This window comes from Roseicella sp. DB1501, assembly GCF_013112485.1.
Lineage (GTDB): Bacteria > Pseudomonadota > Alphaproteobacteria > Acetobacterales > Acetobacteraceae > Paracraurococcus.
Genome location: NZ_JABFHG010000005.1, coordinates 310488 through 334528, shown reverse-complemented (window position 1 = coordinate 334528; position 24041 = coordinate 310488). Strand labels below are relative to the sequence as shown.

The 24041-nt window shown below is 69.2% G+C and carries 19 protein-coding genes and 3 tRNA genes; 21 read left to right on the top strand and 1 reads right to left on the bottom strand.

From position 1 onward, the window contains the following. Positions 1-23: 23 nt before the first annotated feature. Positions 24-1490: a malonyl-CoA decarboxylase gene (locus tag HJG45_RS12440; protein WP_171612431.1), complete on the top strand. Its 1467-nt coding sequence runs from the start codon at positions 24-26 to the stop codon at positions 1488-1490. A 254-nt stretch (positions 1491-1744) separates the two neighbouring features. Beyond that, complete coding sequence (locus HJG45_RS12435) at positions 1745-4129, top strand: 1-deoxy-D-xylulose-5-phosphate synthase N-terminal domain-containing protein (protein ID WP_171612430.1); 2385 nt, start codon at positions 1745-1747, stop codon at positions 4127-4129. A 142-nt stretch (positions 4130-4271) separates the two neighbouring features. On the opposite strand, the gene HJG45_RS28395 is transcribed toward HJG45_RS12435, so the two are convergent. Continuing rightward, entirely contained in the window at positions 4272-5546 is a 1275-nt protein-coding gene (locus HJG45_RS28395) for a glycoside hydrolase family 108 protein (protein ID WP_217362908.1), read from the bottom strand. A gap of 264 nt (positions 5547-5810) precedes the next feature. Here HJG45_RS28395 and HJG45_RS12425 point away from each other — a divergent pair. The 19 genes from HJG45_RS12425 (at position 5811) to HJG45_RS12335 (ending at position 24041) form a co-directional block, all read left to right on the top strand. Further along, positions 5811-5895, top strand: a tRNA-Leu gene (locus tag HJG45_RS12425). An 85-nt stretch (positions 5896-5980) separates the two neighbouring features. Beyond that, positions 5981-7324, top strand: coding sequence for a trigger factor (gene tig / locus HJG45_RS12420; protein ID WP_171612429.1), 1344 nt, complete (start codon positions 5981-5983; stop codon positions 7322-7324). A 213-nt stretch (positions 7325-7537) separates the two neighbouring features. Next, positions 7538-8185: an ATP-dependent Clp endopeptidase proteolytic subunit ClpP gene (gene clpP, locus HJG45_RS12415; protein WP_171612428.1), complete on the top strand. Its 648-nt coding sequence runs from the start codon at positions 7538-7540 to the stop codon at positions 8183-8185. A 264-nt stretch (positions 8186-8449) separates the two neighbouring features. Next, the gene (gene clpX, locus HJG45_RS12410; protein ID WP_171612427.1) at positions 8450-9706 is read left to right on the top strand and encodes an ATP-dependent Clp protease ATP-binding subunit ClpX; all 1257 of its coding nucleotides are present in this window, start codon (positions 8450-8452) and stop codon (positions 9704-9706) included. A gap of 156 nt (positions 9707-9862) precedes the next feature. Then, the gene (gene lon / locus HJG45_RS12405) at positions 9863-12277 is read left to right on the top strand and encodes an endopeptidase La (protein ID WP_171612426.1); all 2415 of its coding nucleotides are present in this window, start codon (positions 9863-9865) and stop codon (positions 12275-12277) included. 127 nt (positions 12278-12404) lie between these two features. Continuing rightward, positions 12405-12476, top strand: a tRNA-Val gene (locus HJG45_RS12400). 171 nt (positions 12477-12647) lie between these two features. After that, entirely contained in the window at positions 12648-13424 is a 777-nt protein-coding gene (locus HJG45_RS12395) for a CsgG/HfaB family protein (protein WP_217362907.1), read from the top strand. After that, positions 13402-14397, top strand: a complete 996-nt coding sequence (locus tag HJG45_RS12390) for a tetratricopeptide repeat protein (RefSeq protein ID WP_171612424.1) — start codon at positions 13402-13404, stop codon at positions 14395-14397. Before HJG45_RS12395 ends, HJG45_RS12390 begins: the two co-directional genes overlap by 23 nt. A 54-nt stretch (positions 14398-14451) precedes the next feature. Beyond that, a tRNA-Asp gene (locus HJG45_RS12385) sits at positions 14452-14528 on the top strand. Positions 14529-14789: 261 nt separating this feature from the next. Beyond that, positions 14790-15158, top strand: coding sequence for an NADH-quinone oxidoreductase subunit A (locus HJG45_RS12380; RefSeq protein WP_171612423.1), 369 nt, complete (start codon positions 14790-14792; stop codon positions 15156-15158). A gap of 47 nt (positions 15159-15205) precedes the next feature. Next, positions 15206-15790 carry an NADH-quinone oxidoreductase subunit B family protein gene (locus HJG45_RS12375; RefSeq protein ID WP_171612422.1) on the top strand — a complete coding sequence of 195 codons (585 nt, stop codon included), beginning with the start codon at positions 15206-15208 and terminating at the stop codon, positions 15788-15790. Continuing rightward, entirely contained in the window at positions 15783-16445 is a 663-nt protein-coding gene (locus HJG45_RS12370; protein ID WP_368040571.1) for an NADH-quinone oxidoreductase subunit C, read from the top strand. The genes HJG45_RS12375 and HJG45_RS12370 overlap by 8 nt, the downstream gene beginning before the upstream one ends. Then, on the top strand, positions 16442-17722 hold the full coding sequence (locus tag HJG45_RS12365; RefSeq protein ID WP_254452467.1) for an NADH-quinone oxidoreductase subunit D: 1281 nt from the start codon (positions 16442-16444) through the stop codon (positions 17720-17722). Before HJG45_RS12370 ends, HJG45_RS12365 begins: the two co-directional genes overlap by 4 nt. After that, positions 17722-18354 carry an NAD(P)H-dependent oxidoreductase subunit E gene (locus HJG45_RS12360; protein WP_171612420.1) on the top strand — a complete coding sequence of 211 codons (633 nt, stop codon included), beginning with the start codon at positions 17722-17724 and terminating at the stop codon, positions 18352-18354. Before HJG45_RS12365 ends, HJG45_RS12360 begins: the two co-directional genes overlap by 1 nt. A 4-nt stretch (positions 18355-18358) precedes the next feature. Then, positions 18359-19672, top strand: a complete 1314-nt coding sequence (gene nuoF, locus HJG45_RS12355) for an NADH-quinone oxidoreductase subunit NuoF (protein WP_171612419.1) — start codon at positions 18359-18361, stop codon at positions 19670-19672. A gap of 6 nt (positions 19673-19678) precedes the next feature. Then, entirely contained in the window at positions 19679-21724 is a 2046-nt protein-coding gene (gene nuoG / locus HJG45_RS12350; RefSeq protein ID WP_171612418.1) for an NADH-quinone oxidoreductase subunit NuoG, read from the top strand. Between the two features lie 5 nt (positions 21725-21729). Next, positions 21730-22740 (top strand): NADH-quinone oxidoreductase subunit NuoH, encoded by a 1011-nt coding sequence (gene nuoH, locus HJG45_RS12345; protein ID WP_171612417.1) that lies wholly within the window; start codon positions 21730-21732, stop codon positions 22738-22740. A 12-nt stretch (positions 22741-22752) separates the two neighbouring features. Continuing rightward, entirely contained in the window at positions 22753-23241 is a 489-nt protein-coding gene (gene nuoI / locus HJG45_RS12340; protein ID WP_171612416.1) for an NADH-quinone oxidoreductase subunit NuoI, read from the top strand. 104 nt (positions 23242-23345) lie between these two features. Further along, complete coding sequence (locus tag HJG45_RS12335) at positions 23346-24041, top strand: NADH-quinone oxidoreductase subunit J (protein ID WP_171612415.1); 696 nt, start codon at positions 23346-23348, stop codon at positions 24039-24041.

Sequence of the window (24041 nt, the reverse complement as noted above, 5' to 3'; positions counted from 1 at the left end):
GTGCTGCCCGGAGAGAGTGACGCATGTCCGACTTAGCCCTCGAAACCGGCCTGCTGGACCGCGCGCTGCGGCGCGTCACCAGCCTCTGGCGCGATATGGCGGAGCGGGTGGTGGGCGGCGAGGCCGAGACCATCGCCGAGCAGATGCGCGCCTGCCTCGACGGCCGCGGCGGCGAGGTCTCCGCCCGCAATCGCGCGGCCAAGCTGGCCCGCGCCTATCTGGCGCTCGATGCCGAGGGGCGGGTCGGCTTCCTGCGCGACCTCGCCGGCTTCGACAGCGACGAGGCCGGGCTCGACTTCGCCATCGACCGCCTCGCCCGGGCGCGCGACCCGGAGGAGCGGGCGGCGGCCAAGACCCGGCTGCGCCGGGCGCTGGAGACGCCGCGCAGCCGGCTGCTGACCCAGTTCACCGCCATCCCGGACGGCATGAAATTCCTCGTCGAGCTGCGCGCCGAGCTGCTGCAGGCGACGGGCAAGGACGCGCTGCTGCAGGCGCTCGAGACCGATCTGAAGGGGCTGCTGGCGAGCTGGTTCGATGTCGGCTTCCTCGAGCTGCGGCGCATCGACTGGCACTCGCCGGCGGCGCTGCTGGAGAAGCTGGTGCGCTACGAGGCGGTGCACCGCATCCGCACCTGGCGCGACCTGAAGAACCGGCTGGACAGCGACCGCCGGTGCTACGCCTTCTTCCATCCGCGCATGCCGGAGGAGCCGCTGATCTTCGTCGAGGTGGCGCTGGTCAAGGGCATGGCGGACAGCGTGCAGCGGCTGCTGGACGAGAAGGCGCCGGTGCTCGACCCGGCGCAGGCGGATACCGCCATCTTCTACTCCATCAACAACTGCCAGCGCGGGCTGGACGGCATCTCCTTCGGCAATTTCCTCATCAAGCGCGTCGTCTCGCTGCTGCAGGAGGAGCTGAGGAACATCCGCCACTTCGCCACCCTCTCGCCCATCCCGGGCTTCGGCCGCTGGCTGACGGCGCAGCTCGCCGATGGCGATGCGGCGCTGATCGATGCGGAGCAGGCGGCGGCGCTGCGGCAGCTCGTGCCGCCGAGCCTCGCCTTGCCGGCGCCTGACGACGCGCAGAGGCAGACCGAGGGAGAGGGCACGGCGACGGTCCTCGCCGAGACGCCGGTGCAGACGCTCGCCCGGGTGCTCGCCCGCCGCGGCTGGCAGCGCGAGGAGGCGGTGGCGCGCATCCTCGAGCCGCTGCTGCTGCGCGCCTGCGCCCGCTACCTGCTGCAGGAATCCGCCAAGGGGCGGGCGAAGCGGGCGCGCGACCCGGTGGCGCATTTCCACCTCTCCAACGGCGCCCGGATCGAGCGGCTGAACTGGAAGGGCGATGTCAGCGAGAAGGGGCTGAAGGAGAGCCTCGGGTTGATGGTGAACTACCTCTACGACCCGGCCCGGATCGAGGACTACCACGAGGAGTATGTGGGCGAGGGCAAGCGCCCGGCCTCGGCGGCGCTGCGCAAGCTGGGGCGCAGCGGGTAGAGCATGATCGCCCGAGGTGGACTCACCGAAGGCGAGGCTCACGCGATCAAGCAGCGACCTGGACCATGGTCCGTGAACCGAAGTGAACGGATCATGGTCCAGGGGGCTGGCGGCGCCTGCTTCCTCGGCGGGGCCGTGCCGCGGGGATATCAAGCACAGGCCTCCGGCCTTATGCTCGCCCGGTCGCGGCCAGGCGCGGCGCAAGAATGGCCGGCCGCGCTCGCTCGCCAGGCCGGCCCGGAGGGAGTCCCGCCATGACCGTCCAGGGCCGCATCGCTCCCCTCGCCGAGGACTCGACGCGCCGGCTGGAGCTGCTGCACGCCATCGAGCGCAAGCTGCTCTGGCTCTCGGCCTGGATGATCCACCACGCCAACCATGTTCGGCCGAATCGCGACGGGCTGAAGGTGGGCGGCCACCAGGCCTCCTCGGCCTCGGTGATCTCGATCATGACGGCGCTGTATTTCGAGATCCTGCGGCCGCAGGACCGGCTGGCGGTGAAGCCGCATGCCGGGCCGGTCTTCCACGCCATCAACTACCTCTTTGGCCGGCAGGCGCGGGAGACGCTCGGGACGCTGCGGCAGTTCGGCGGCATCCAGCCCTATCCGAGCCGGGTGAAGGACGGGCCGGAGGTGGATTTCTCCACCGGCTCGGTCGGGCTCGGCGTGGCGCTGACCAGCTTCGGCAGCCTGGTGCAGGACTATGTGCGGCTGCACGGACTTGGCCGGGAGGAGGTGCCGGCCGGGCGGCATGTCGCCATCGTCGGCGATGCCGAGCTCGACGAGGGCAATATCTACGAGGCCCTGCTGGAGGGCTGGAAGCACGATGTCCGCAATGTCTGGTGGGTGATCGACTACAACCGCCAGAGCCTCGATTCGGTGGTGCAGGACCGGCTCTTCGGCCGGATCGAGGGCCTGTTCCGCGACATGGGCTGGAACGTCGTCATCCTGAAATACGGCCGCAGGCTGGAGGCGGCCTTCGCCCGCGAGGGCGGCGAGGCACTGCGCCGCTGGATCGACGACTGCCCGAACAGCCTCTACTCGGCGCTGACCTTCCAGGGCGGCGCCGCCTGGCGCGCGGCGCTGCTCGCCGAGCTCGGCCGCGAGCCGGGGGCGCGGGCGATCATCGACCCGCTTTCCGACGAGGAGCTGGGCGCGCTGATGACCAATCTCGGCGGCCAGGACACGGCGACGCTGCTCGAGGCCTTCCGCGCCCAGGACGCCGCCGGCGACCAGCCCACCTGCTTCATCGCCTACACCATCAAGGGCATGGGCCTGCCCTTCGCCGGGCACAAGGACAACCATGCCGGGCTGATGACGAAGGAGCAGATGGCCACCTTCAAGGCCGAGATGCGCATCCGCGACGGCCATGAATGGGACCGCTTCGAGGGGCTCGACATCCCGGAGGCCGAGCTGCGGGCCTTCATCGAGGGCGTGCCCTTCGCCACCCCCATCGCCCCGGAGGGCCGGCGGCTGCAGGCCGCGGCGGTGCCGGTGCCGGGGGCGAGCTTCCCGCAGCCGAAGGTCGCGCCCGGCCGCAAGCTCTCCACCCAGGCGGCCTTCGGCGAGGTGCTGGCCGAGCTCGGCCGCGGCCAGGGCGAGGCGGCGGCGATCGCGAAGCGGATCGTCACCACCAGCCCGGACGTCACCGTCTCGACCAATCTCGGCCCCTGGGTGAACCGGCGCGGCATCTTCGACCGGCACCTGAAGAACGACGTGTTCCGCGACGCCAAGCTGGCCAGCGCGCAGCGCTGGGGGATGAGCCCGGAGGGGCAGCATATCGAGCTGGGCATCGCCGAGCAGAACCTGTTCCTGCTGCTCTCGGCGCTCGGCCTGGCGCACGACCTCTACGGCGCCCGGCTGCTGCCGGTGGGGACGGTCTACGACCCCTTCGTCAATCGCGGCCTCGATGCGCTGATCTATGCCTGCTACCAGGATGCCCGCTTCATGCTGGTCAGCACGCCCTCCGGCCTGACGCTGGCGCCGGAGGGCGGGCAGCACCAGTCGGTCAACACGCCGTTGATCGGCATGGCGCAGGACCGGCTGGCGAGCTTCGAGCCGGCCTTCGCCGACGAGCTGGCGATCCTGATGCGCTGGGGGTTCGAGCACATGCAGAAGCCCGAGGGCAGCGCCGTCTGGCTGCGGCTCTCGACCCGCGGGCTGGAGCAGCCGCAGCGGCGGCTCGACCCGGCGGCGGTGGTGGCGGGGGCGCATTGGATGGTGCCGCCGGCGCCGGGCACGCGGATCGCGCTCGCCTATCAGGGCGCGGTGGCGCCGGAGGCGATCGCCGCCTTCGAGGCGCTGCGGGAGGACGAGCCGGGGGCGGGGCTGCTCGCCATCACCTCGCCCGACCGGCTGCATGCCGGGTGGCTGGCGGCGCGGCGGAAGGCGCGGGCGGGCTTCGGCGGCCCGTCCTGGGTGGAGGAGCTGCTGGCGCCGCTCGCCCCCGATGCGGCGCTGGTGACGGTGCTGGACGGGCACCCGGCGGCGCATGCCTGGCTCGGCGCGGTGCGCGGCCAGCGGGTGATGCCGCTCGGCGTCGACCGCTTCGGTCAGGGCGGCGACATTCCGGACCTGTACCGGGAATATGGGCTGGACACCGACGCCATCCTCGACGCCTGCGCCCAGGCGATGCTGGGATAGAGCATTTTCCGTTCACCTGCGTTCACGGCAAATGCTCTATCCTGTTGTTTTCAAAGCATCTTCACCCGTTCGAGTGTTTCCACTCGAACGGGATCTGCTCTAGGAAATTCCCCACGGCGTCGCTCCGCGCCGTCGTGGGGAACTACGCCATCGCCGGCTGCCGCGCCCGCGCCATCTGCATCGCCGCGTCGCGCATCCGCGTCGTGCGCAGGGTCCAGCCGCGGCCGAAGGCGTCGAAATTCTCCAGCGAACGGTAATAGGCGAGCCGCCGCTCGGCATAGCGCTCGATCAGCTCGGCCGGGTCGCAGGCGGCGGCGGCGGCCAGGGTGATGGCGCCGACCGAGCCGTCCTGGGTGACGCCGACCAGCTCCTGCAGCAGCAGGATCGCCCGCCGCACCCCGGCATTGACGCCGAAATCGAAGACGCAGAGATCAAGCCCCGGCGGCAGGCGGTCGCAGCAGGCGGCGTTCCAGTAATTCGAGCGGTAGATCTCGATCGCCTGCTCCCGCGTCAGCGCCCGCATCGTGGCCTCGCCCACGCTCTCCAGGGCGAGGCCGTGGAAATCGGCATAGGTGCGGGCGGTGATGCCGAAATTGGTCATGCCGCCGCGGTCGCGCGGGTCGTTGCTGAAGCCGCCCTCATTCTCGAGGATCAGGGCGACCGCCCGCTCGAAGGCCTGGTTGCGCGGCTGGCCGGCGGCAGCGGGGGCGGCCGGCGAGCGGGCGGCCTCGGCCACGCTCCGCAGCGAGGTGATGGCGTCCTTGGCCTGCTGGGTCTGGCTGGCCATGGCGGCGCTCGCCTGCTGGCTCTGGGCATTGAGCGCCGTGCTCGCCTGCTCGGCCTGGGTGGCCTGTAGGACGCGCACCGTCGCATCCTTCTCGCGCGAGCCCTGGGAGGAGCCGATCCAGAAATTGATCACCGCGGTGAAGGCGGCGACCAGGGCGCCGAGGATGATGTTCACCATCTCGCGGTTCCCCTGGGCGATGAAGGATTCCGACGAGGTGAAGATGAACAGCGCCAGGACGAACATCAGGGTCACGGTCACCGAGACGACCGGCGCGCCCCAGCGCATCGGGTCCCGGTTGCCGGAGAGCTGGAGCATCGCCGCCCGGGCGCCCTGGGTGTCGGCGATCCGGGCCTGCAACGTGGCGAACTCGACGGCGCGCTGCTTCTCGGCGGCTTCCAGCTGCAGCCGCTCCTGCTCGACCGCGATCTCGGCGAGGCGGGTGCGCAGCGCGGCGGCGGCGGCGGGGTCCTGGTCGAGCCGTTGCTTGGCATCGACCGGATCGGCGGTGCCGGTCGTCGCCTGCACCGCCTGCTCGACGGCGGTGGCGACGGTGCCGGCGCGGTCGCCGGCGACGAGGCGGACGAGTTCGGGCAGCACCGTGGCGGCGAGGGCGATCAGGGGGAAGGCCATGCTGTACCTCCAGCGGGCCCGGTCTGCGGATCGGGCCGGCGAGGAAGGCTAGGCGTCGCGGCGCGCCGGTTCTGTGTTCCAGGCCACGGAATGTAACGATGGTGCGACGCTGGGAAGGCAACCTGGCGTTGTGCTGCGGCTGGCACCGGGCGCCGTGGGAGAGGCGGTGGGCAGCGCCATGGGAGAGGCAGCGGCCTCGTCGCCCCAGGCATCCTTGGAAAGCCCCTTCCCCTGCGCTAGACAGCGCCCCTTCCGGGGCCCGGGGCGGGCGTGGTGGAATTGGTAGACACGCTGGATTTAGGTTCCAGTGGCGCAAGCCGTGGGGGTTCAAGTCCCTCCGCCCGCACCACCGCCTCGCCAATGGCCCATCATCGCCCGCCGGGGCAGGAGACCCCGGCCGGCTGGCAGGACCTTTCTCCAGGGTGGACAGTACGATGCAGGTGACCGAGGTCGCGAACGAGGGGCTGAAGCGGGCCTATACGGTGGTGGTCCCCGCGGGCGACATCGCCGCCGAACGCCAGAAGCGCCTGGCGGAGCTCGGCCGCGACCTGCGCCTGCCTGGCTTCCGCCCCGGTAAGGTGCCGGCCAAGGTGGTGGCGCAGCGCTACGGCCAGGCCGTGATGGGCGAGGTGCTTGAGCAGTCGGTCAACAAGGCCACCGACCAGGTGGTGACCGATCGCGGCCTGCGCCCGGCGCTGCAGCCGAAGATCGAGCTGGTGAACTTCGCCCCCGAGGCCGATCTGGAGTTCAAGGTCGAGCTCGAGGTGCTGCCCGAGATCCCCATGCCCGACTTCTCCGGCATCGCGGTGGAGCGGCTGAAGGCCGAGCCCTCGGAGGAGCAGGTCGAGAAGGCGCTCGAGACCATCGCCTCGCGCAACCGCAAGCTCGAGGACATCACCGAGAAGGCGGCCGAGAAGGGCGAGGTCCTGGTCTGCGACTTCGTCGGCCGGCTCGACCCGGCCGAGGGCGAGGAGGGGCCGGGCGAGCCCTTCCCGGGCGGCACCGCCAACGACATGCCGGTCGAGGTGGACGGCCCCGGCTTCATCCCCGGCTTCACCGAGCAGCTCACCGGCATGCGTCCGGGCGAGGTGCGCGAGGTGAAGGTGACCTTCCCCGAGGAATACGGCTCGAAGGAGCTGGCGGGGAAGAAGGCGACCTTCACGGTGACGGCCAAGGGCCTGAAGCGCTCGGTGACGCCGCCGGTCGACGAGGAGATGGCGAAGTCGATCGGCTTCGAGACGCTGGACGCGCTGAAGGAGGCGGTCCGCGGCAGCCTCGCCCAGGAATACGACAACCTGTCCCGGCTGAAGGTGAAGCGGGCGCTGCTCGATGCGCTGGCAGAGCGGGCCGACTTCCCGGTGCCGGAGGGGATGATCGAATCCGAGTTCGCCCAGATCTGGCAGCGGGTCGAGGCCGACATGAAGGCCGGCAACCTCGACGAGGACGACAAGGGCAAGAACGAGGCGGCGCTGAAGGCCGAGTATCGCGGCATCGCCGAGCGGCGCATCCGGCTCGGCCTGCTGCTCTCCGAGATCGGCCGGACCAACAACATCAGCGTCAGCGGTGACGAATTGGCAAGGGCGATGCGGCAAGAAGCCTCCCGCTACCCGGGGCAGGAGCAGCAGGTGATGGAGTTCTTCCGCAAGAACCCGCAGGCGGCCGACAACCTGCGCAGCCCCATCTTCGAGGAGAAGGTGGTGGACTTCATGCTGGAACTCGCCCAGGTGACCGAGCGGCAGGTCTCGCCCGAGGACCTGACCGCGCCCGCCACAGCCTGATGCCCGAGCGCGGGGTGACGGACCGGCCCCGTCGGGCCGCCGCCTTGCCGGCCGGATCGCCGCCGGCAACCCCGCCATCCGGCGGGGACTTCCGGCCGGCCCTGGCTTGCCCCACATTGCCAAGGAGAGGTCCGGCCGCCGCGCCGGATCGCCGTCCTGGCCAGCCCGGCCCCACGGCCGGGCCGGCGGGCCGGGAGAGGGAAAGGTTGCACCATGCGGGACCGTGATCCGGTCGAGGTCTACAACAACACCCTGGTTCCGATGGTCGTCGAGCAGACGGCGCGGGGCGAGCGGGCCTTCGATATCTATTCGCGCCTGCTGAAGGAGCGGATCATCTTCCTGACCGGGCCGGTCTTCGACCAGGTTTCCTCGCTGATCTGCGCCCAGCTCCTCTTCCTCGAGAGCGAGAATCCCAACAAGGACATCGCCTTCTACATCAACAGCCCGGGCGGCGTGGTCTCCTCGGGCCTCGCGATGTACGACACGATGCAGTACATCCGCTCCCCGGTGAGCACGGTCTGCATCGGCCAGGCGGCCTCCATGGGCTCGCTGCTGCTGACCGCCGGCGCCAAGGACAAGCGCTTCGCTTTGCCGAACAGCCGGATCATGGTGCACCAGCCCTCCGGCGGGGCGCAGGGCCAGGCGACCGACATCGAGATCCAGGCCCGCGAGATCCTGAAGCTGCGGCAGCGGCTGAACGAGATCTATGTGAAGCACACGGGCCAGCCCATCGAGGCGATCGAGCGGAAGCTGGAGCGCGATACCTATATGTCGGCCGAGGAGGCCCGGGATTTCGGGCTGATCGACCAGGTGGTCGAGGAGCGTCCTCCCGCGCCCGGCCTGGAAGCGCCGAAGTCCTGAGCCCTCGGGATGTCGCAATCCTGAGACATTGGGTTTGGCCGCGATCCTGTTCCGCCGGCGGTGACATTCTGACAGGATGTTGTCGCACCGGTTGGTGCGTGGCCCCCCAACCGGCCTCTGTCATGCTTCCCCCCCGATGACAGGGGGGCTACAGTCCCACCCCAGGCCCCCCCTCGGCGACGGGGGGCAGGGCCCGGGCGGTCCGCGCCTTCCCCGAGGAGAAGGCGCCGGCAGCCCTGGCCGGCCCATCCAGGCGGAGTGCCCATGAGCAAGTCCGGCGACTCGAAGAATACCCTCTACTGCTCGTTCTGCGGCAAGTCGCAGCACGAGGTCCGCAAGCTCATCGCCGGACCCACCGTGTTCATCTGCGACGAATGCGTCGAGCTGTGCATGGACATCATCCGCGAGGAGCACAAGACGCATCTCGTGAAGTCGCGGGACGGTGTGCCGACTCCGAAGGAGATCTGCAAGGTCCTCGATGACTACGTGATCGGCCAGGACCATGCGAAGCGTGTCCTCTCCGTGGCGGTCCACAACCACTACAAGCGGCTGGCGCACGGCGCGAAGAACAACGACGTCGAGATCGCCAAGTCGAACATCCTGCTGCTCGGCCCGACGGGCTCGGGCAAGACGCTGCTCGCCCAGACGCTTGCCCGCATCCTCGACGTGCCCTTCACCATGGCGGATGCGACGACGCTGACCGAGGCGGGCTATGTCGGCGAGGATGTCGAGAACATCATCCTGAAGCTGCTGCAGGCCGCCGACTACAATGTCGAGCGGGCGCAGCGCGGCATCGTCTATATCGACGAGGTCGACAAGATCAGCCGCAAGTCGGACAACCCCTCCATCACCCGCGACGTGAGCGGGGAGGGCGTGCAGCAGGCGCTGCTGAAGATCATGGAGGGCACGGTCGCCTCGGTCCCGCCGCAGGGTGGCCGCAAGCACCCGCAGCAGGAATTCCTGCAGGTCGACACCGCCAACATCCTCTTCATCTGCGGCGGCGCCTTCGCCGGCCTCGAGCGCATCATCGGCTCGCGCGGCAAGGGTTCGGGCATCGGCTTCGGCGCCGAGGTGCGCTCGCCGGACGAGCGCCGCGCCGGCGCCGTGCTGCGCGAGGTGGAGCCGGAGGACCTGCTGAAATTCGGCCTGATCCCCGAATTCATCGGCCGCCTGCCGGTGGTCGCGACCCTCGAGGACCTGGACGAGAAGGCGTTGGTCGAGATCCTGACCAAGCCGAAGAACGCCCTCGTCAAGCAGTACCAGCGCCTGTTCGAGATGGAGGGGACGAAGCTCACCTTCACCGAGGACGCGCTGCGCTCGGTCGCCACCCGCGCCATCCAGCGCAAGACCGGCGCCCGTGGCCTCCGCTCCATCATGGAGGCGATCCTGCTCTCCACCATGTTCGACCTGCCCGGGCTCGACGACGTGGACGAGGTTGTGGTGAACCGCGAAGTGGCCGAGGGCCGGGCCACGCCGCTCTTCATCTATGGCGAGCGCGCCGCCGAGCAGAGCTCGGCCTGATCCGGGCGGCGCGCCGGCCCTGCTGACAGGGCCGCCGGAAATTCAAGGGATTGCGAGGGGACGCCGGAGTCCCATCTAATTCGCAGTCCCGTGATGCCCGGAACCATGCCGCTTGCGGGTGGCTCCGGCATCGACTGTCCTTCAGCGAGGTCCACAATGGCGGACAAGCCCGAAACTCTCCGCGGCGAATTGCTTCCCGTCCTGCCGCTCCGCGACATCGTCGTCTTCCCCCACATGATCGTGCCGCTCTTCGTCGGCCGCGAGAAATCGGTGCGGGCCCTGGAAGCGGTGATGCGCGACGACAAGCAGATCCTGCTCGTCGCCCAGAAGAATGCCGCCCAGGACGATCCCGGCGCCGACGACCTGTACGAGGTTGGCACCGTCTCCACCGTGCTGCAGCTGCTGAAGCTGCCGGACGGCACCGTGAAGGTGCTGGTGGAGGGCGGCAAGCGCGCGCGGATCGCCGGCTACAAGGAAACCCAGACGCATTTCGAGGCCTTTGCGGCGCCGCTCGACGAGCCCGCGGGCACCGCGCCGGAGACCGAGGCCCTGGCGCGCACCGTGGTCGGGCAGTTCGAGCAATACATCAAGCTCAACAAGAAGATCGCGCCCGAGGTGCTGGTCTCGATCAACCAGATCGACGATCCGAACAAGCTCGCCGACACCGTCGCGGCGCATCTCTCGCTGAAGATCCCCGAGAAGCAGGAGCTGCTGGAGACCGCCGGCACCGCCGCGCGGCTGGAGCGGGTCTTCGCCCATATGGAGAGCGAGATCGGCGTCCTGCAGGTGGAGAAGCGCATCCGCAACCGCGTGAAGCGGCAGATGGAGAAGACGCAGCGCGAGTACTACCTGAACGAGCAGCTCAAGGCGATCCAGAAGGAGCTGGGCGAGGGCGAGGACGGCAAGGACGAGGCCGCCGAGCTCGAGGCCAAGATCAAGGCCACCAAGCTTTCCAAGGACGCGCGCGAGAAGGCGATGGCCGAGCTGAAGAAGCTGCGGACCATGAGCCCGATGAGCGCCGAGGCGACGGTGGTGCGCAACTACCTCGACTGGATGCTCTCCATTCCCTGGAAGAAGCGCAGCAAGGTCCGCAACGACGTCGTCGAGGCGGAGAAGGTGCTCGACGCCGACCACTACGGCCTCGAGAAGGTCAAGGAGCGGATCATCGAGTACCTGGCGGTGCAGTCGCGCTCGCCGAAGATCCGCGGCCCGATCCTCTGCCTCGTCGGCCCGCCCGGCGTCGGCAAGACCTCGCTCGGCAAGTCCATCGCCAAGGCGACGGGGCGCAATTTCGTCCGCATGTCGCTCGGCGGCGTGCGGGACGAGGCCGAGGTGCGCGGCCACCGGCGGACCTATATCGGCTCCATGCCCGGCAAGGTCATCCAGGGCATGAAGAAGGCGAAGACCTCCAACCCGCTCTTCCTGCTCGACGAGATCGACAAGCTCGGCGCCGACTGGCGCGGCGACCCGTCCTCGGCGCTGCTCGAGGTGCTGGATCCGGAGCAGAACGCCACCTTCGCCGACCACTATCTCGAGGTGGATTACGACCTGTCGGACGTGATGTTCGTCACCACGGCGAACTCGCTCCGCATGCCGCAGCCGCTGCTCGACCGCATGGAGATCATCCGCATCCCCGGCTACACCGAGGATGAGAAGGTGGAGATCGCCAAGCGCCACCTGATGCCGAAGCAGTCCGAGGCGAACGGGCTGAAGGAGGGCGAGTGGTCGGTGAGCGAGGACGCCCTGCGCGACCTCGTGCGCTACTACACGCGCGAGGCCGGCGTGCGGAACCTCGAGCGCGAGATCGGCGGCCTGGCCCGCAAGGCGGTGCGCGAGATCGTCTCGAAGAAGGCGAAGAAGGTTCAGATCACCGTCAAGAACCTCGACAAATTCGCCGGCGTGCGGAAGTTCCGCTACGGCGAGGCCGAGGCGGAGGACATGGTCGGCGTGGTGACCGGCTTGGCCTGGACCGAGGTCGGCGGCGAGATCCTGACGATCGAGAGCGTCACCGTGCCGGGCAAGGGCAAGATCCAGCACACCGGCAAGCTCGGCGACGTCATGCAGGAGAGCGTCTCGGCGGCGATGTCCTATGTCCGCAGCCGGGCGACCAGCTTCGGGCTGAAGCCGACGCTGTTCGACCGGCGCGACATCCATGTGCACGTGCCGGAAGGGGCGACGCCGAAGGACGGCCCGTCTGCCGGCATCGCCATGGCGACGAGCATCGTCTCCGTCCTCACCGGCATCCCGGTTCGCCGGGACGTGGCGATGACCGGCGAGATCACGCTGCGCGGCCGGGTGCTGCCGATCGGCGGGCTGAAGGAGAAGCTGCTGGCGTCGCTGCGGGCCGGCGTCACCACGGTCTTCATCCCGAAGGAGAACGAGAAGGATCTTGCGGACATCCCCGACAACGTGAAGAAGGGGCTGACCATCCACCCCGTCTCGCATGTGGACGAAGTGATCGCCAGCGCGCTGGTCCGCAAGCCGGAGGCGATCGACTGGGAGGAGCCGCCGGAGCCGCCGACGCCGCGGCCGGCGGATGGCGACGGGGCGAAGCCGGTCCTGCCGCACTGAGATCGAGGATGGGGCGGGCCCGCAAGGCCCGCCCTTCTTCGTTGCGGCACACCCCCCGCGCGGCCGCGGGCCCGCGCCGAAGGGCCTTCAGTTTTGCCTTCCGCCGGGGCATGCTGCGGCCGCCCAGGGGCGCTTAGCTCAGCGGTAGAGCGCTTCGTTTACACCGAAGATGCCGGGGGTTCGAATCCCTCAGCGCCCATGGCGCCCGGGTTCCGACACCCGCAGTCGATAAGCGCAGAATGGTTGCCTATCTCTCTGGTTTGTGACGAGCGCGATTCATGCCGAAGGCATGATCATCCCCGCATCGGACCACCCCAGGGGGAGACAGGACAAGATGGCGGGCTTACGCGTTACGGGTAGGCGGGTCGGCATGGCGGCGCTCGCCGCTTTCGGACTGGCAGGCTGCGTGCAGCAGGGCACCGGCGGCGGGCCGGTGACCGGCGCCACCGGCGGCGCGACCAGCGTCGGGGCGGATGCCAATCTCGAGCGCTGCAGCGAATCCCTCGGCACCCTCGCGGTGGACGATGGACGCGAGCAGGCCTGGTGGGGGCCCTTCACGGCACGGACCCAGATCACCACCATCGAGCCGATGGTGCGGCTGGTGGTGCAGCAGTCCAACTGCTTCGTCATCACCTCCATGGGCAACAGCCGGCTCGAGGGCCGCATGCGCGGCATGGTCGAGGACATGCGCAACAGCGGCGAGTACCGCGCCGGCTCGCGCATGCAGCGCGGCCAGCGCGTCGCCGCCGACTACTTCCTCGAGCCGGCGGTGCTCTTCTCCAACGTCAACACCAGCGGGCTCGGCGGCGGCATCGGCGGCTGGGCGGGGCTCGCCATCGGCGCGGCCGGCGCGGCGCTGTCGCAATCCTCGACCTCGGTGACGATGTCGCTCTTCGACATGCGCAGCGGCGTGCAGGTGGCCGCCTCGGAGGGCTCCTCGACCGCCACCAATGCCGGGGCGCTGCTCGCCGGCTTCGGCGTCGGCGCGGGCGGCGCGCTCGGCGGCTACCAGCGGACGCCGGCCGGCCAGGCGACCGTCGCCGCCTTCGTCGACGCCTACAACAAGCTGGTTGTCGCGGTGCGCGGCTACCGGGCGCAGGATGTCCGCGGCGGGCTCGGCACCGGTGGGCGGCTGCAGGTCCGCTGAGGGGCGGGGCCGCACGCTCGCGGCCCTGGCCCTGCCTCTCGCGCTGCTGGCCGGCTGCGCTGGCCAGCGCGGCGGCAGCGGCTTCGGCCCGATGGTGCGGGTCTGCGACGAGGCCGGCTGCCGCGACCAGCCGAAGGCGGCGCTCGTGCAGGCGGTGGGCGAGGATCCGCGCACGAGCCGGCAGCAGGACCCGGATGCCTATCGCGGCGAGGATGTCGCCGCGCTGCGGGCGGCGGCCGCTGCCGGCGATGCCGGCGCCGCCTATCGGCTCGGCCAGGCCTATGAGGCCGGCGCCGGCGGCCTGGGGCGCCAGCCCGCTCAGGCGGCGCGGCTCTACGCCCAGGCTGCGGAGGCCGGCATGCCCTTCGCCGCCTTCCGCCTGGCGCGGCTGACCGAGCAGGGGCAGGCGCCAGGCGGGCAGGGGCGGGCGATCGCGCTCGAGCGCAGCGCCGCCGAGGGCGGCGTCGCCCAGGCGGCGCATCAGCTCGGCGTGCGCGCCCTCGATGGCCGCGGCCTGCCGCGCGATCCCGGCGAGGCCTTTCGCTGGTTCGCCCAGGCGGCGGAGGGCGGCGTGCCGGAGAGCCAATACAACCTGGCGCTGATGTATTTCCGCGGCGAGGGCACGGCGCGCCAGCCCTATCAGGCGATCCAGTGGATGCGCCGCGCGGGCGATCAGGGCGTGGTGCCGGCGCAGCTCGCGCTCGGGCGGCTCTACATGACCGGGCTCGAGGAGCAGGGCCAGGACATGCAGGAGGCGCAGTCCTGGCTGTCCCGCGCCGCGGCGGCAGGCAATGCCGAGGCGCGGCGGCTGCTGCCCGGGGTGACGCAGGCGGCGCAGGCCGAGCGGGCCGCCTGGCAGGTGGCGCAGCGCAGCTACGCGCTGCAGGCGGCGGCGACGCGCAGCTATTGGTGGGGCCTGACCTACTGGCCGCTGCTGACGATCGGGCCGCCACGCTTCGTGGCGGTGTATTAGCGCTGGGCTGTTGACACCCCACCGTCCGCGGCATACACCGCGGCCACGTCGCAAGCGGGTGTAGCTCAGTTGGTTAGAGCGCCGGCCTGTCACGCCGGAGGTCGCGGGTTCGAGCCCCGTCACTCGCGCCACGCGACGCAGAACGGCGCCTTTCGCCATCGGGCGGAGGCGCCGTTGTCGTGTCCAGGGTTGTCCTGCCAAGCCCGATTTTGGCCTGGCGAAAAACACGACCCTGTGCCTGAGAAAGCTGTCCTGCCCCCTATGCGAAATGCTCGGCGCGTGGCTAATGTCCGCCCACGCTGCGCTGCGGCAACGGCCGGGGCACGGCCCGCCAGGGTGCCTCGCCGGGCACCCCCCATGGCGGTCATGGCGCCACGAGGGGCGGAGTTACGATGAACCAGCCGCTGCTGGCCGAATATTTCCCGATTCTTGTCTTCCTCGTCATCGCCGGCGGGATCGCCGCGGCGATGGTGGGGGGCAGCATGCTGCTGGCACGGCAGAAGCCGAATCCCGAGAAGCTGTCGGCCTATGAATGCGGCTTCGAGCCCTTCGACGACACGCGCCGGCGCTTCGACGTGCGCTTCTACCTCGTGGCCATCCTCTTCATCATCTTCGATCTCGAGGTGGCCTTCCTCTTTCCCTGGGCGGTCGCGCTCGGCGATATCGGGTGGTTCGGCTTCTTCTCGATGATCGCCTTCCTTGGCGTCCTGACGGTCGGTTTTATCTACGAATGGCGCAAGGGCGCCCTGGACTGGGAGTGACGGGGACTGGGAGTGACGGCGCGAGCCGCCCCCAACCGGAGAAGAGCATGAGCGGGAACACGGAGAGCGCCACCTCGCCGGGCGCGATCGATACGGTGGCCTGGAACCGCGAGCACCTAGTGCCCGGCCCGGCCCAGGAAGCGGTGGTGCGCGGCATCACCGGTGAGATCGAGGAGAAGGGCTTCGTCGTCGCCAATCTCGACAAGGTCGTGAACTGGGCGCGGACGGGGAGCCTCTGGCCGATGACCTTCGGCCTGGCCTGCTGCGCGGTGCCGATGATCCACGCCTATATGGCGCGCTACGATCTCGACCGCTTCGGCATCATTCCGCGCGGCTCGCCGCGGCAATCGGATGTGATGATCGTGGCCGGCACGCTGACCAACAAGATGGCCCCGGCGCTGCGCAAGGTCTACGACCAGATGAGCGAGCCGCGCTGGGTGATCTCCATGGGCAGCTGCGCCAATGGCGGCGGCTACTACCATTATTCCTACAGCGTGGTGCGCGGCTGCGACCGCATCGTGCCGGTCGATGTCTACGTGCCGGGCTGCCCGCCGACCGCAGAGGGGCTGGTCTACGGCATCCTGCAGCTGCAGAAGAAGATCCGCCGGACGGGGACCATCCTGCGTGGCTGAGGCAAGCGACAAGCGCGCCGCGCTGCAGGCGCTGGGCGAGGCCGTGCGCATGGCGTTGCCGCACGGGACCGTCGAATCGCTCGAGGTGGAGCGCGGCCAGGAGCTGGTGCTGCGCGTCCGCCGCGAGGGGCTGATCGAGACCATGATGCTGCTGCGCGACGGCGGGCAATTCGCCTTCGAGCAGTGCATGGACATCTGCGGCACGGACTGGCCGGAGAAGCCGGAGCGCTTCGAGGTGGTCTACAACCTGCTCAGCCTGAGCCTGAACCAGCGCATCCGCGTCATCGTCTCGACCGATGCGGCGACGCCGGTGCCCTCCGTCACCGCCATCTGGCCCGTCGCCACCTGGTACGAGCGCGAGGCCTGGGACATGTACGGCATCGTCTTTGCCGGCCAGACCGACCTGCGCCGTCTGCTGACCGATTACGGCTTCGAGGGGCATCCGCTGCGTAAGGACTTCCCGCTCACCGGTTATGTCGAGGTGCGCTACGACGAGGAGCGCAAGCAGGTCGTCTACGAGCCGGTGAAGCTCACCCAGGATTTCCGCAATTTCGATTTCCTTTCCCCCTGGGAAGGGATGACCACGCTGCCGGGCGACGAGAAGGTGCATCTGAACCGAATCGAAGGGCCGAAGCCGGAAGGGTCGATCCCATGAGCGGCAGTTCCGCGATGGCGTCCGAGGCAGGGCCGCTGAGCGCGGCCGCCGATCCCGCCAGCCTGTCGTCGGCGACCGGCATCTCCGCCGAGCGCCGGACCATCGAGGTCGACAGCCACACGATCAATTTCGGCCCGCAGCATCCGGCGGCGCATGGCGTGCTGCGCCTCATCCTCGAGATGAAGGGCGAGGTGGTGGAACGCGCCGATCCGCATATCGGCCTGCTGCATCGCGGCACCGAGAAGCTGATCGAGTACAAGACCTACCTCCAGGCGCTGCCCTATATGGACCGCCTGGACTACGTCTCGCCCATGTGCATGGAGCACAGCTTCGCCCTGGCGGTGGAGCGGCTGCTGCGTGTCGAGGACCAGGTGCCGGAGCGGGCGCGGGTGATCCGCACTATGTTCGCCGAGCTGACGCGCATCCTGAACCACCTGCTGAACGTCACCACCTATGCGCTCGACTGCGGCGCCATCACCCCTTCGCTCTGGGGCTTCGAGCAGCGCGAGCACCTGCTGGAATTCTACGAGGCGGCGGGCGGCAGCCATTACCACGTGAACTACTTCCGGCCGGGCGGCGTGGCGAAGGACATCCCGCCCGCGCTCGAGGAGCGCATCGCGAACTGGTGCCGGAGCTTCCCGAAATTCCTCGAGGATCTCGAGGGGCTGCTCTCGGGCAACCGCATCTTCAAGCAGCGCACCGTCGATATCGGCGTCATGAGCGCCGAGCAGGCGATGGAATGGGGCTTCTCCGGCCCTTGCATCCGTGCCTCCGGCGTGCCCTGGGACCTGCGCAAGGCGCAGCCCTACGAGATCTACGCCGATCTCGACTTCGACATCCCGGTTGGCCGCCATGGCGACTGCTACGACCGCTATCTGGTGCGGATCTGGGAGATGCGGCAGTCGCTTCGCATCGTCGAGCAGTGCCTGGCGCGCCTCAAGCCGGGGCCGGTCAAGATCCCGGACAACAAGATCACGCCGCCGAAGCGGGCGGAGATGAAGCGCTCGATGGAGGCGCTCATCCACCACTTCAAGCTCTACACCGAGGGCTACCACGTGCCGGAGGGCGCGACCTATACGGTGACCGAGGCGCCGAAGGGCGAGTTCGGCGTCTACATGGTCGCCGACGGCACCAACCGGCCCTATCGGTGCAAGATTCGGGCGCCCGGCTTCGCGCATCTGCAGGCCATGGAGGCGCTGTCCAAGGGGCATATGCTCGCGGATGCCGTGGCGATCATCGGCTCGCTCGACATCGTCTTCGGGGAGATCGATCGCTGATGGTCGACATATCCACCGCCCATGAGGTTGCGCAGCCGGCGAGCTTCGAGTTCGACGCCGAGAGCAATGCGGCGATCGAGACCATCCTGAAGCGCTACCCGCCGGGGCGGCAGGCCAGCGCCGTCATCCCGCTGCTCTATGTGGTGCAGCGGCAGATGAAGCGGCAGACCGACAGCGCCTGGGTGCCGCTGAAGGGCATGGATGCGGTCGCGGCGCGGCTCGGCATGGCGCCGATCCGGGTCTACGAGGTCGCCAGCTTCTACTTCATGTTCAACACCAAGCCGATCGGGCGCTTCCACCTGCAGGTCTGCGGCACCACGCCCTGCTGGCTGCGCGGCTCGGACGAGGTCTTCCACGCCTGCAAGGATGCGGCGCATGTCGCCGGCTACGGCCAGACCAGCGAGGATGGGATGTTCACGCTGAGCGAGGTCGAGTGCCTCGGCGGCTGCGTGAACGCGCCGATCCTGCAGGTGGACGATGACTACTACGAGGACATGGATTACGAGCGCACGGTGCAGCTGATCGAGGCGCTGCGGCGCGGCGAGCGGCCGGCGCCCGGCTCGACGATCGGGCGGCAGACCAGCGCGCCGGAGGGCGGGCCGCAGACGCTGCTGGACGTGCCGGGAGAGTGATGCGATGGCACTGAGCGACAAGGACCGCATCTTCACCAATCTCTATGGCCTGCATGACTGGCGGCTGCCGGCCGCTCGGCGGCGCGGGCAGTGGGACGGGACCGGCGCGCTGATCGCCAAGGGGCGCGACTGGATCATCGAGGAGGTGAAGAATTCCGGCCTGCGCGGCCGCGGCGGCGCGGGCTTCCCGACCGGGCTGAAATGGTCCTTCATGCCGAAGCAGTCGGACGGAAGGCCGCACTACCTGGTGGTGAACTCGGACGAGTCCGAGCCCGGCACCTGCAAGGACCGCGACATCCTGCGGCACGATCCGCACACGCTGATCGAGGGCTGCCTGTTCGCCGGCGTCGCCATGGGCGCGCATGCCGGCTACATCTATGTGCGCGGCGAGTATTATAACGAGCATCTGGTGCTGCAGGCGGCGATCGACGAAGCCTATGATGCCGGGCTGCTCGGCCCGAATGCCTGCGGCAGCGGCTGGGACTTCGATCTCTACGTGCATCGCGGCGCCGGCGCCTATATCTGCGGCGAAGAGACGGCGCTGATCGAGAGCCTCGAGGGCAAGAAGGGGATGCCGCGGCTGAAGCCGCCCTTCCCGGCGGCGGTCGGGCTCTATGGCTGCCCCTCGACGGTGAACAATGTCGAGACCATCGCGGTGGTGCCGACCATCCTGCGCCGCGGCGGCGCCTGGTTCGCCGGCTTCGGCCGGCCGAAGAATTCGGGCACCAAGATCTTCTGCATCCAGGGCCATGTGAACAAGCCCTGCAATGTGGAGGAGGAGATGTCGATCCCGCTGCGCGAGCTGATCGAGCGGCATGCCGGCGGTGTGCGCGGCGGCTGGGACAACCTGCTGGCGGTGATCCCCGGCGGCTCCTCCACGCCGCTGATCCCGAAGCCGGTCTGCGACGACGTGCTGATGGATTTCGACGCGCTGCGCGAGCACAAGACCGGCCTCGGCACCGCGGGCGTCATCGTCATGGACAAGTCCACCGACCTGATCAAGGCGATCGCCCGGCTCTCCGCCTTCTACAAGCATGAGAGCTGCGGCCAGTGCACCCCCTGCCGCGAGGGCATGGGCTGGGTGAAGCGGATGATGGACCGCATGGTCGAGGGCCGGGCCGAGGTGGCGGAGATCGACGTGCTCGAGCAGGTGACGCGGCAGATCGAGGGGCACACGATCTGCGCCCTGGCCGATGGCGGCGTCTGGCCGGTGCAGGGGCTGATCCGGCATTTCCGGCCGCTGATGGAAGAACGCATTGCCGCCTACAAGGCCGCGAAGGGCTCGCCGCAGCCCACGCTGCCGATGGCGGCGGAGTAAGCCCCGATGGCGAAGGTCACGGTCGACGGGATCGAGGTGGAGGTGCCGAACGGCGTCTCCGTGCTGCAGGCCTGCGAGGCGGCCGGCAAGGAGATCCCGCGCTTCTGCTACCACGAGCGTCTCTCGGTCGCCGGCAATTGCCGCATGTGCCTGGTCGAGGTGGAGAAGGCGCCGAAGCCCATCGCCTCCTGCGCCTATCCGGTCGCCGACGGCATGAAGGTCTTTACCGATAGCGAGATGGTGCGCCGGGCGCGTCGCGGCGTCATGGAATTCCTGCTGATCAACCACCCGCTGGATTGCCCGATCTGCGACCAGGGCGGCGAGTGCGACCTGCAGGACCAGGCCATGGCCTACGGCCTCGACAAGAGCCGCTATCTCGAGGAGAAGCGCGCGGTCAAGGACAAGTACATGGGGCCGCTGGTCAAGACGATCATGACCCGCTGCATCCAGTGCACGCGCTGCGTGCGCTTCGCGACCGAGGTTGCGGGCGTGCCGGAGCTCGGCGCGACCAATCGCGGCGAGAACATGGAAATCGGCACCTATGTCGAGAAGGCGCTGACCACCGAGCTCTCCGGCAACCTGATCGATATCTGCCCGGTCGGCGCGCTCACCTCGCGCCCCTATGCCTTCGTCTCGCGGCCCTGGGAGCTGCGCAAGACAGACAGCATCGACGTGTTGGACGCGACCGGCACCAATATCCGCATCGACACCCGCGCCGGCGAGGTGCTGCGCATCCTGCCGCGCACCAATGACGACGTGAACGAGGAGTGGATGGCCGATCGCGGCCGCTTCTCCTTCGACGGGCTGAAGCGGCGCCGGCTCGACCGGCCCTGGATCAAGGTCGATGGCCGGCTGCGGCCGGCGAGCTGGAGCGAGGCGCTCGGCGCCGTCGCGGCGCGGCTGAAGGGCCTGCCAGGCGAGCGGATCGGCGCGGTGGCGGGCGGCCTCGCCGATGCCGAGGCGATCGTCGCGCTGAAGGACCTGATGGGCGCGCTCGGCAGCCGCAACCTGGAATGCCGCTCCGACGGCGCGGCGATCGATGCCTCGCGGCGCGACTTCTACACCTTCAACACCGGCATCGCCGGCATCGAGGAGGCGGATGCGCTGCTGATCATCGGCGCCAATCCGCGGCTCGAGGCGCCGGTGATGAATGCCCGCATCCGCAAGCGGGTGGTGGCCGGCGGCTTCCCGGTCGGCTTCATCGGACCGCGCGGGCTCGACCTGACCTATGCGCAGGACTGGCTGGGGGAGGGGGGGCGGACGCTCCGCATCCTCGCCGAGGGCGGGCATCGCTTCAACGAGGTGCTGCGCGCGGCGAAGCGGCCGATGCTGATCCTCGGCCGCGGCGCGCTGACCCGGCCGGATGGCGCGGCGATCCTGGCGGCGGCCTGGAAGATCGCGGCCGAGAACAACATGCTGCAGGCCGACTGGCACGGCTTCAACCTGCTGCACCAGTTCGGCGGCCAGGTGGCGGCGCTCGATCTCGGCTTCGTCCCGCCCGCGGACGGCGCGGCGGTCTCGCCGGCGACGGAGGCGTTGTGGCTGCTCGGCGCCGAGGTCGATCCGGCGGCGATCCCGGCCGGTGCCTTCGTCATCTATCAGGGCCATCACGGTGAGGCGGTGGCGGCGCGGGCCGACGTGATCCTGCCCGGCGCCGCCTATACCGAGAAGGACGCGACCTGGGTGAACACCGAGGGGCGCGTGCAGCATGGGCGGCTGGCGGTCTATCCGCCGGGCGAGGCGCGCGAGGACTGGAAGATCATCCGCGCCGCCTCCGAACTGCTCGGCAAGCGGCTGCCCTATGATTCGCTGGATGCGGTGCGGGCCCGGCTCGCCGAGGCCAATCCGGTCTTCGCCGGGCGCGGCTTCGCGGCGCATGGCTGCACGGATATGACGGGACCGACGGGCGATGTCGGCGCGCTGACCGAGGCGGGCTTCGCGCCGGCCGCGACGAATTACTGGCAGGCGGAGCCGATCAGCCGCGCCTCCGACACCATGGCCGAATGCGCGCGCGTCTATGGCGCGGCGCAGGTCCAGCTGGCGGCGGAGTAGGGGCGATGGACGGCTTCCTCGCCACGCCGGTCGGCATCCTGGCGATCACCCTGGCGCAGACCCTGGCGCTGCTGGTGCCGGTGCTGATCGCGGTCGCCTACCTGACTTATGCCGAGCGCAAGGTCCTGGCCGCGATGCAGCTCCGCAAGGGGCCGAACGTGGTCGGGCCCTTCGGCCTGCTGCAGCCCTTCGCCGATGCGCTGAAGATGCTGATGAAGGAGACGATCGTGCCTTCGGGCGCGAATCGCTACCTCTTCCTCTTCGCGCCGATGCTCACCTTTCTGCTCGCCATGCTGGCCTGGGCGGTGATCCCAGTGAACGAGGGATGGGCGATCGCCGATATCAATGTCGGCATCCTCTATCTCTTCGCCATCAGCTCGCTCGGCGTCTACGGCATCATCATCGCCGGCTGGGCCTCGAATTCGAAATACGCCTTCCTCGGGGCGCTGCGCTCGGCGGCGCAGATGGTCAGCTACGAGGTCTCGATGGGCTTCGTCATCGTGACCGTGCTGATGTGCGTCGGCTCGCTGAACCTGACGGCCATCGTCAAGGCGCAGGAGACGGTCTGGTTCTTCCTGCCGCTCTTCCCGATGTTCGTCATCTTCTTCATCAGCACGCTGGCGGAGACGAACCGGGCGCCCTTCGACCTGCCCGAGGGCGAGAGCGAGCTGGTCGCGGGCTTCTTCGTCGAGTACTCCTCGATGTCATTCGCCCTCTTCTTCCTCGGCGAATACGCGAACATGATCCTCATGTCCGCGCTGACCACCATCCTCTTTCTCGGGGGCTGGCTGCCGCCGCTGGCGGTGGAGCCCTTCATCTGGATTCCGGGGCCGGTCTGGTTCGCCCTGAAGATCTGCCTCTGCCTCTTCACCTTCATCTGGGTCCGCGCGACCTTCCCCCGCTACCGCTACGACCAGCTCATGCGGCTGGGCTGGAAGGTGTTCCTGCCCTTCAGCCTGGTCTGGCTGGTGCTGACGGCGGCGGTGCTCAAGCTCACCGGCTGGCTGCCGGCATAAGGATCGACGACGATGGCTACCCTCGATCGCGCCGCCCGGAGCTTGCTGCTGTCCGAGCTCGTCGCCGGCATGGCCCTGACGCTGAAGTATTTCTTCAAGCCGAAGGTCACCCTCAACTACCCTTATGAGAAGGGCCCGATCTCGCCCCGCTTCAAGGGTGAGCACGCGCTGCGCCGCTACCCGAACGGCGAGGAACGCTGCATCGCCTGCAAGCTCTGCGAGGCGGTCTGCCCGGCCCAGGCCATCACCATCGAGGCCGAGCCGCGGGCCGATGGCAGCCGGCGGACGACGCGCTACGACATCGACATGGTGAAGTGCATCTATTGCGGGATGTGCGAGGAGGCCTGCCCGGTCGACGCCATCGTCGAGGGGCCGAATCTGGAGTTCACCACCGAGACGCGCGAGGAGCTGCTCTACGACAAGGAGAAGCTGCTCTCGAACGGCGACCGCTGGGAGGCGGAGATCGCCAAGCGCCTCGAGCTGGATGCTCCCTACCGCTGAATTTCCCCGGGCCGCCGCAAGCGGCCCGCCTTCTGATTCACGCGCCGCAGGCGGCGCCACGGACCGGACGATGCCATGACGCTGCAACGGCCTGGAGGGACGCGATGATCACCGCGCTCGCCTTCTATCTCTTCGCCGCCATCCTGATCGCCTCCGCCGTGATGGTGGTGACGGCGCGCAACCCCGTCCACAGCGTCCTGTTCCTCATCCTCGCCTTCTTCAACGCGGCGGCGCTGTTCCTCATCGCCGGCGCCGAATTCCTGGCGATGATCCTGGTCATCGTCTATGTCGGCGCCGTCGCGGTGCTCTTCCTCTTCGTCGTGATGATGCTCGACATCGACTTCGCGCGGCTGCGGGAGGGCTTCCAGCGCTACGCGCCGATCGGGGCGGTGGTCGGCGGCATCCTCTTCCTCGAACTGGTACTGGTGCTCGGCGCCTGGTCCTTCGCCGACCAGGCCGACGATCTGCGCCTCTCGCCCAATCCGGGCGGCGGCCTGACCAATGCCGAGGCGATCGGCCGGATCATCTATACGGACTATGTCTATCTCTTCCAGGCGGCGGGCCTCGTCCTGCTCGTCGCCATGATCGGCGCCATCGTCCTCACCCACCGCGATCGGCCGGGCACGCGGCGCCAGAACATCGGCGCCCAGGTCGCCCGCACCGGCACGATCAGCCTCGAGAAGGTGCCGGTCGGCGCCGGGGTGAAGGAGCTCGGCATCCGCCGGCCGCCGGAGCCCGAGGCGGAGGCGCCGAAGGTCGCGCATGACGCCGGCCATCATGGCCATGGGGGGCATCACTGA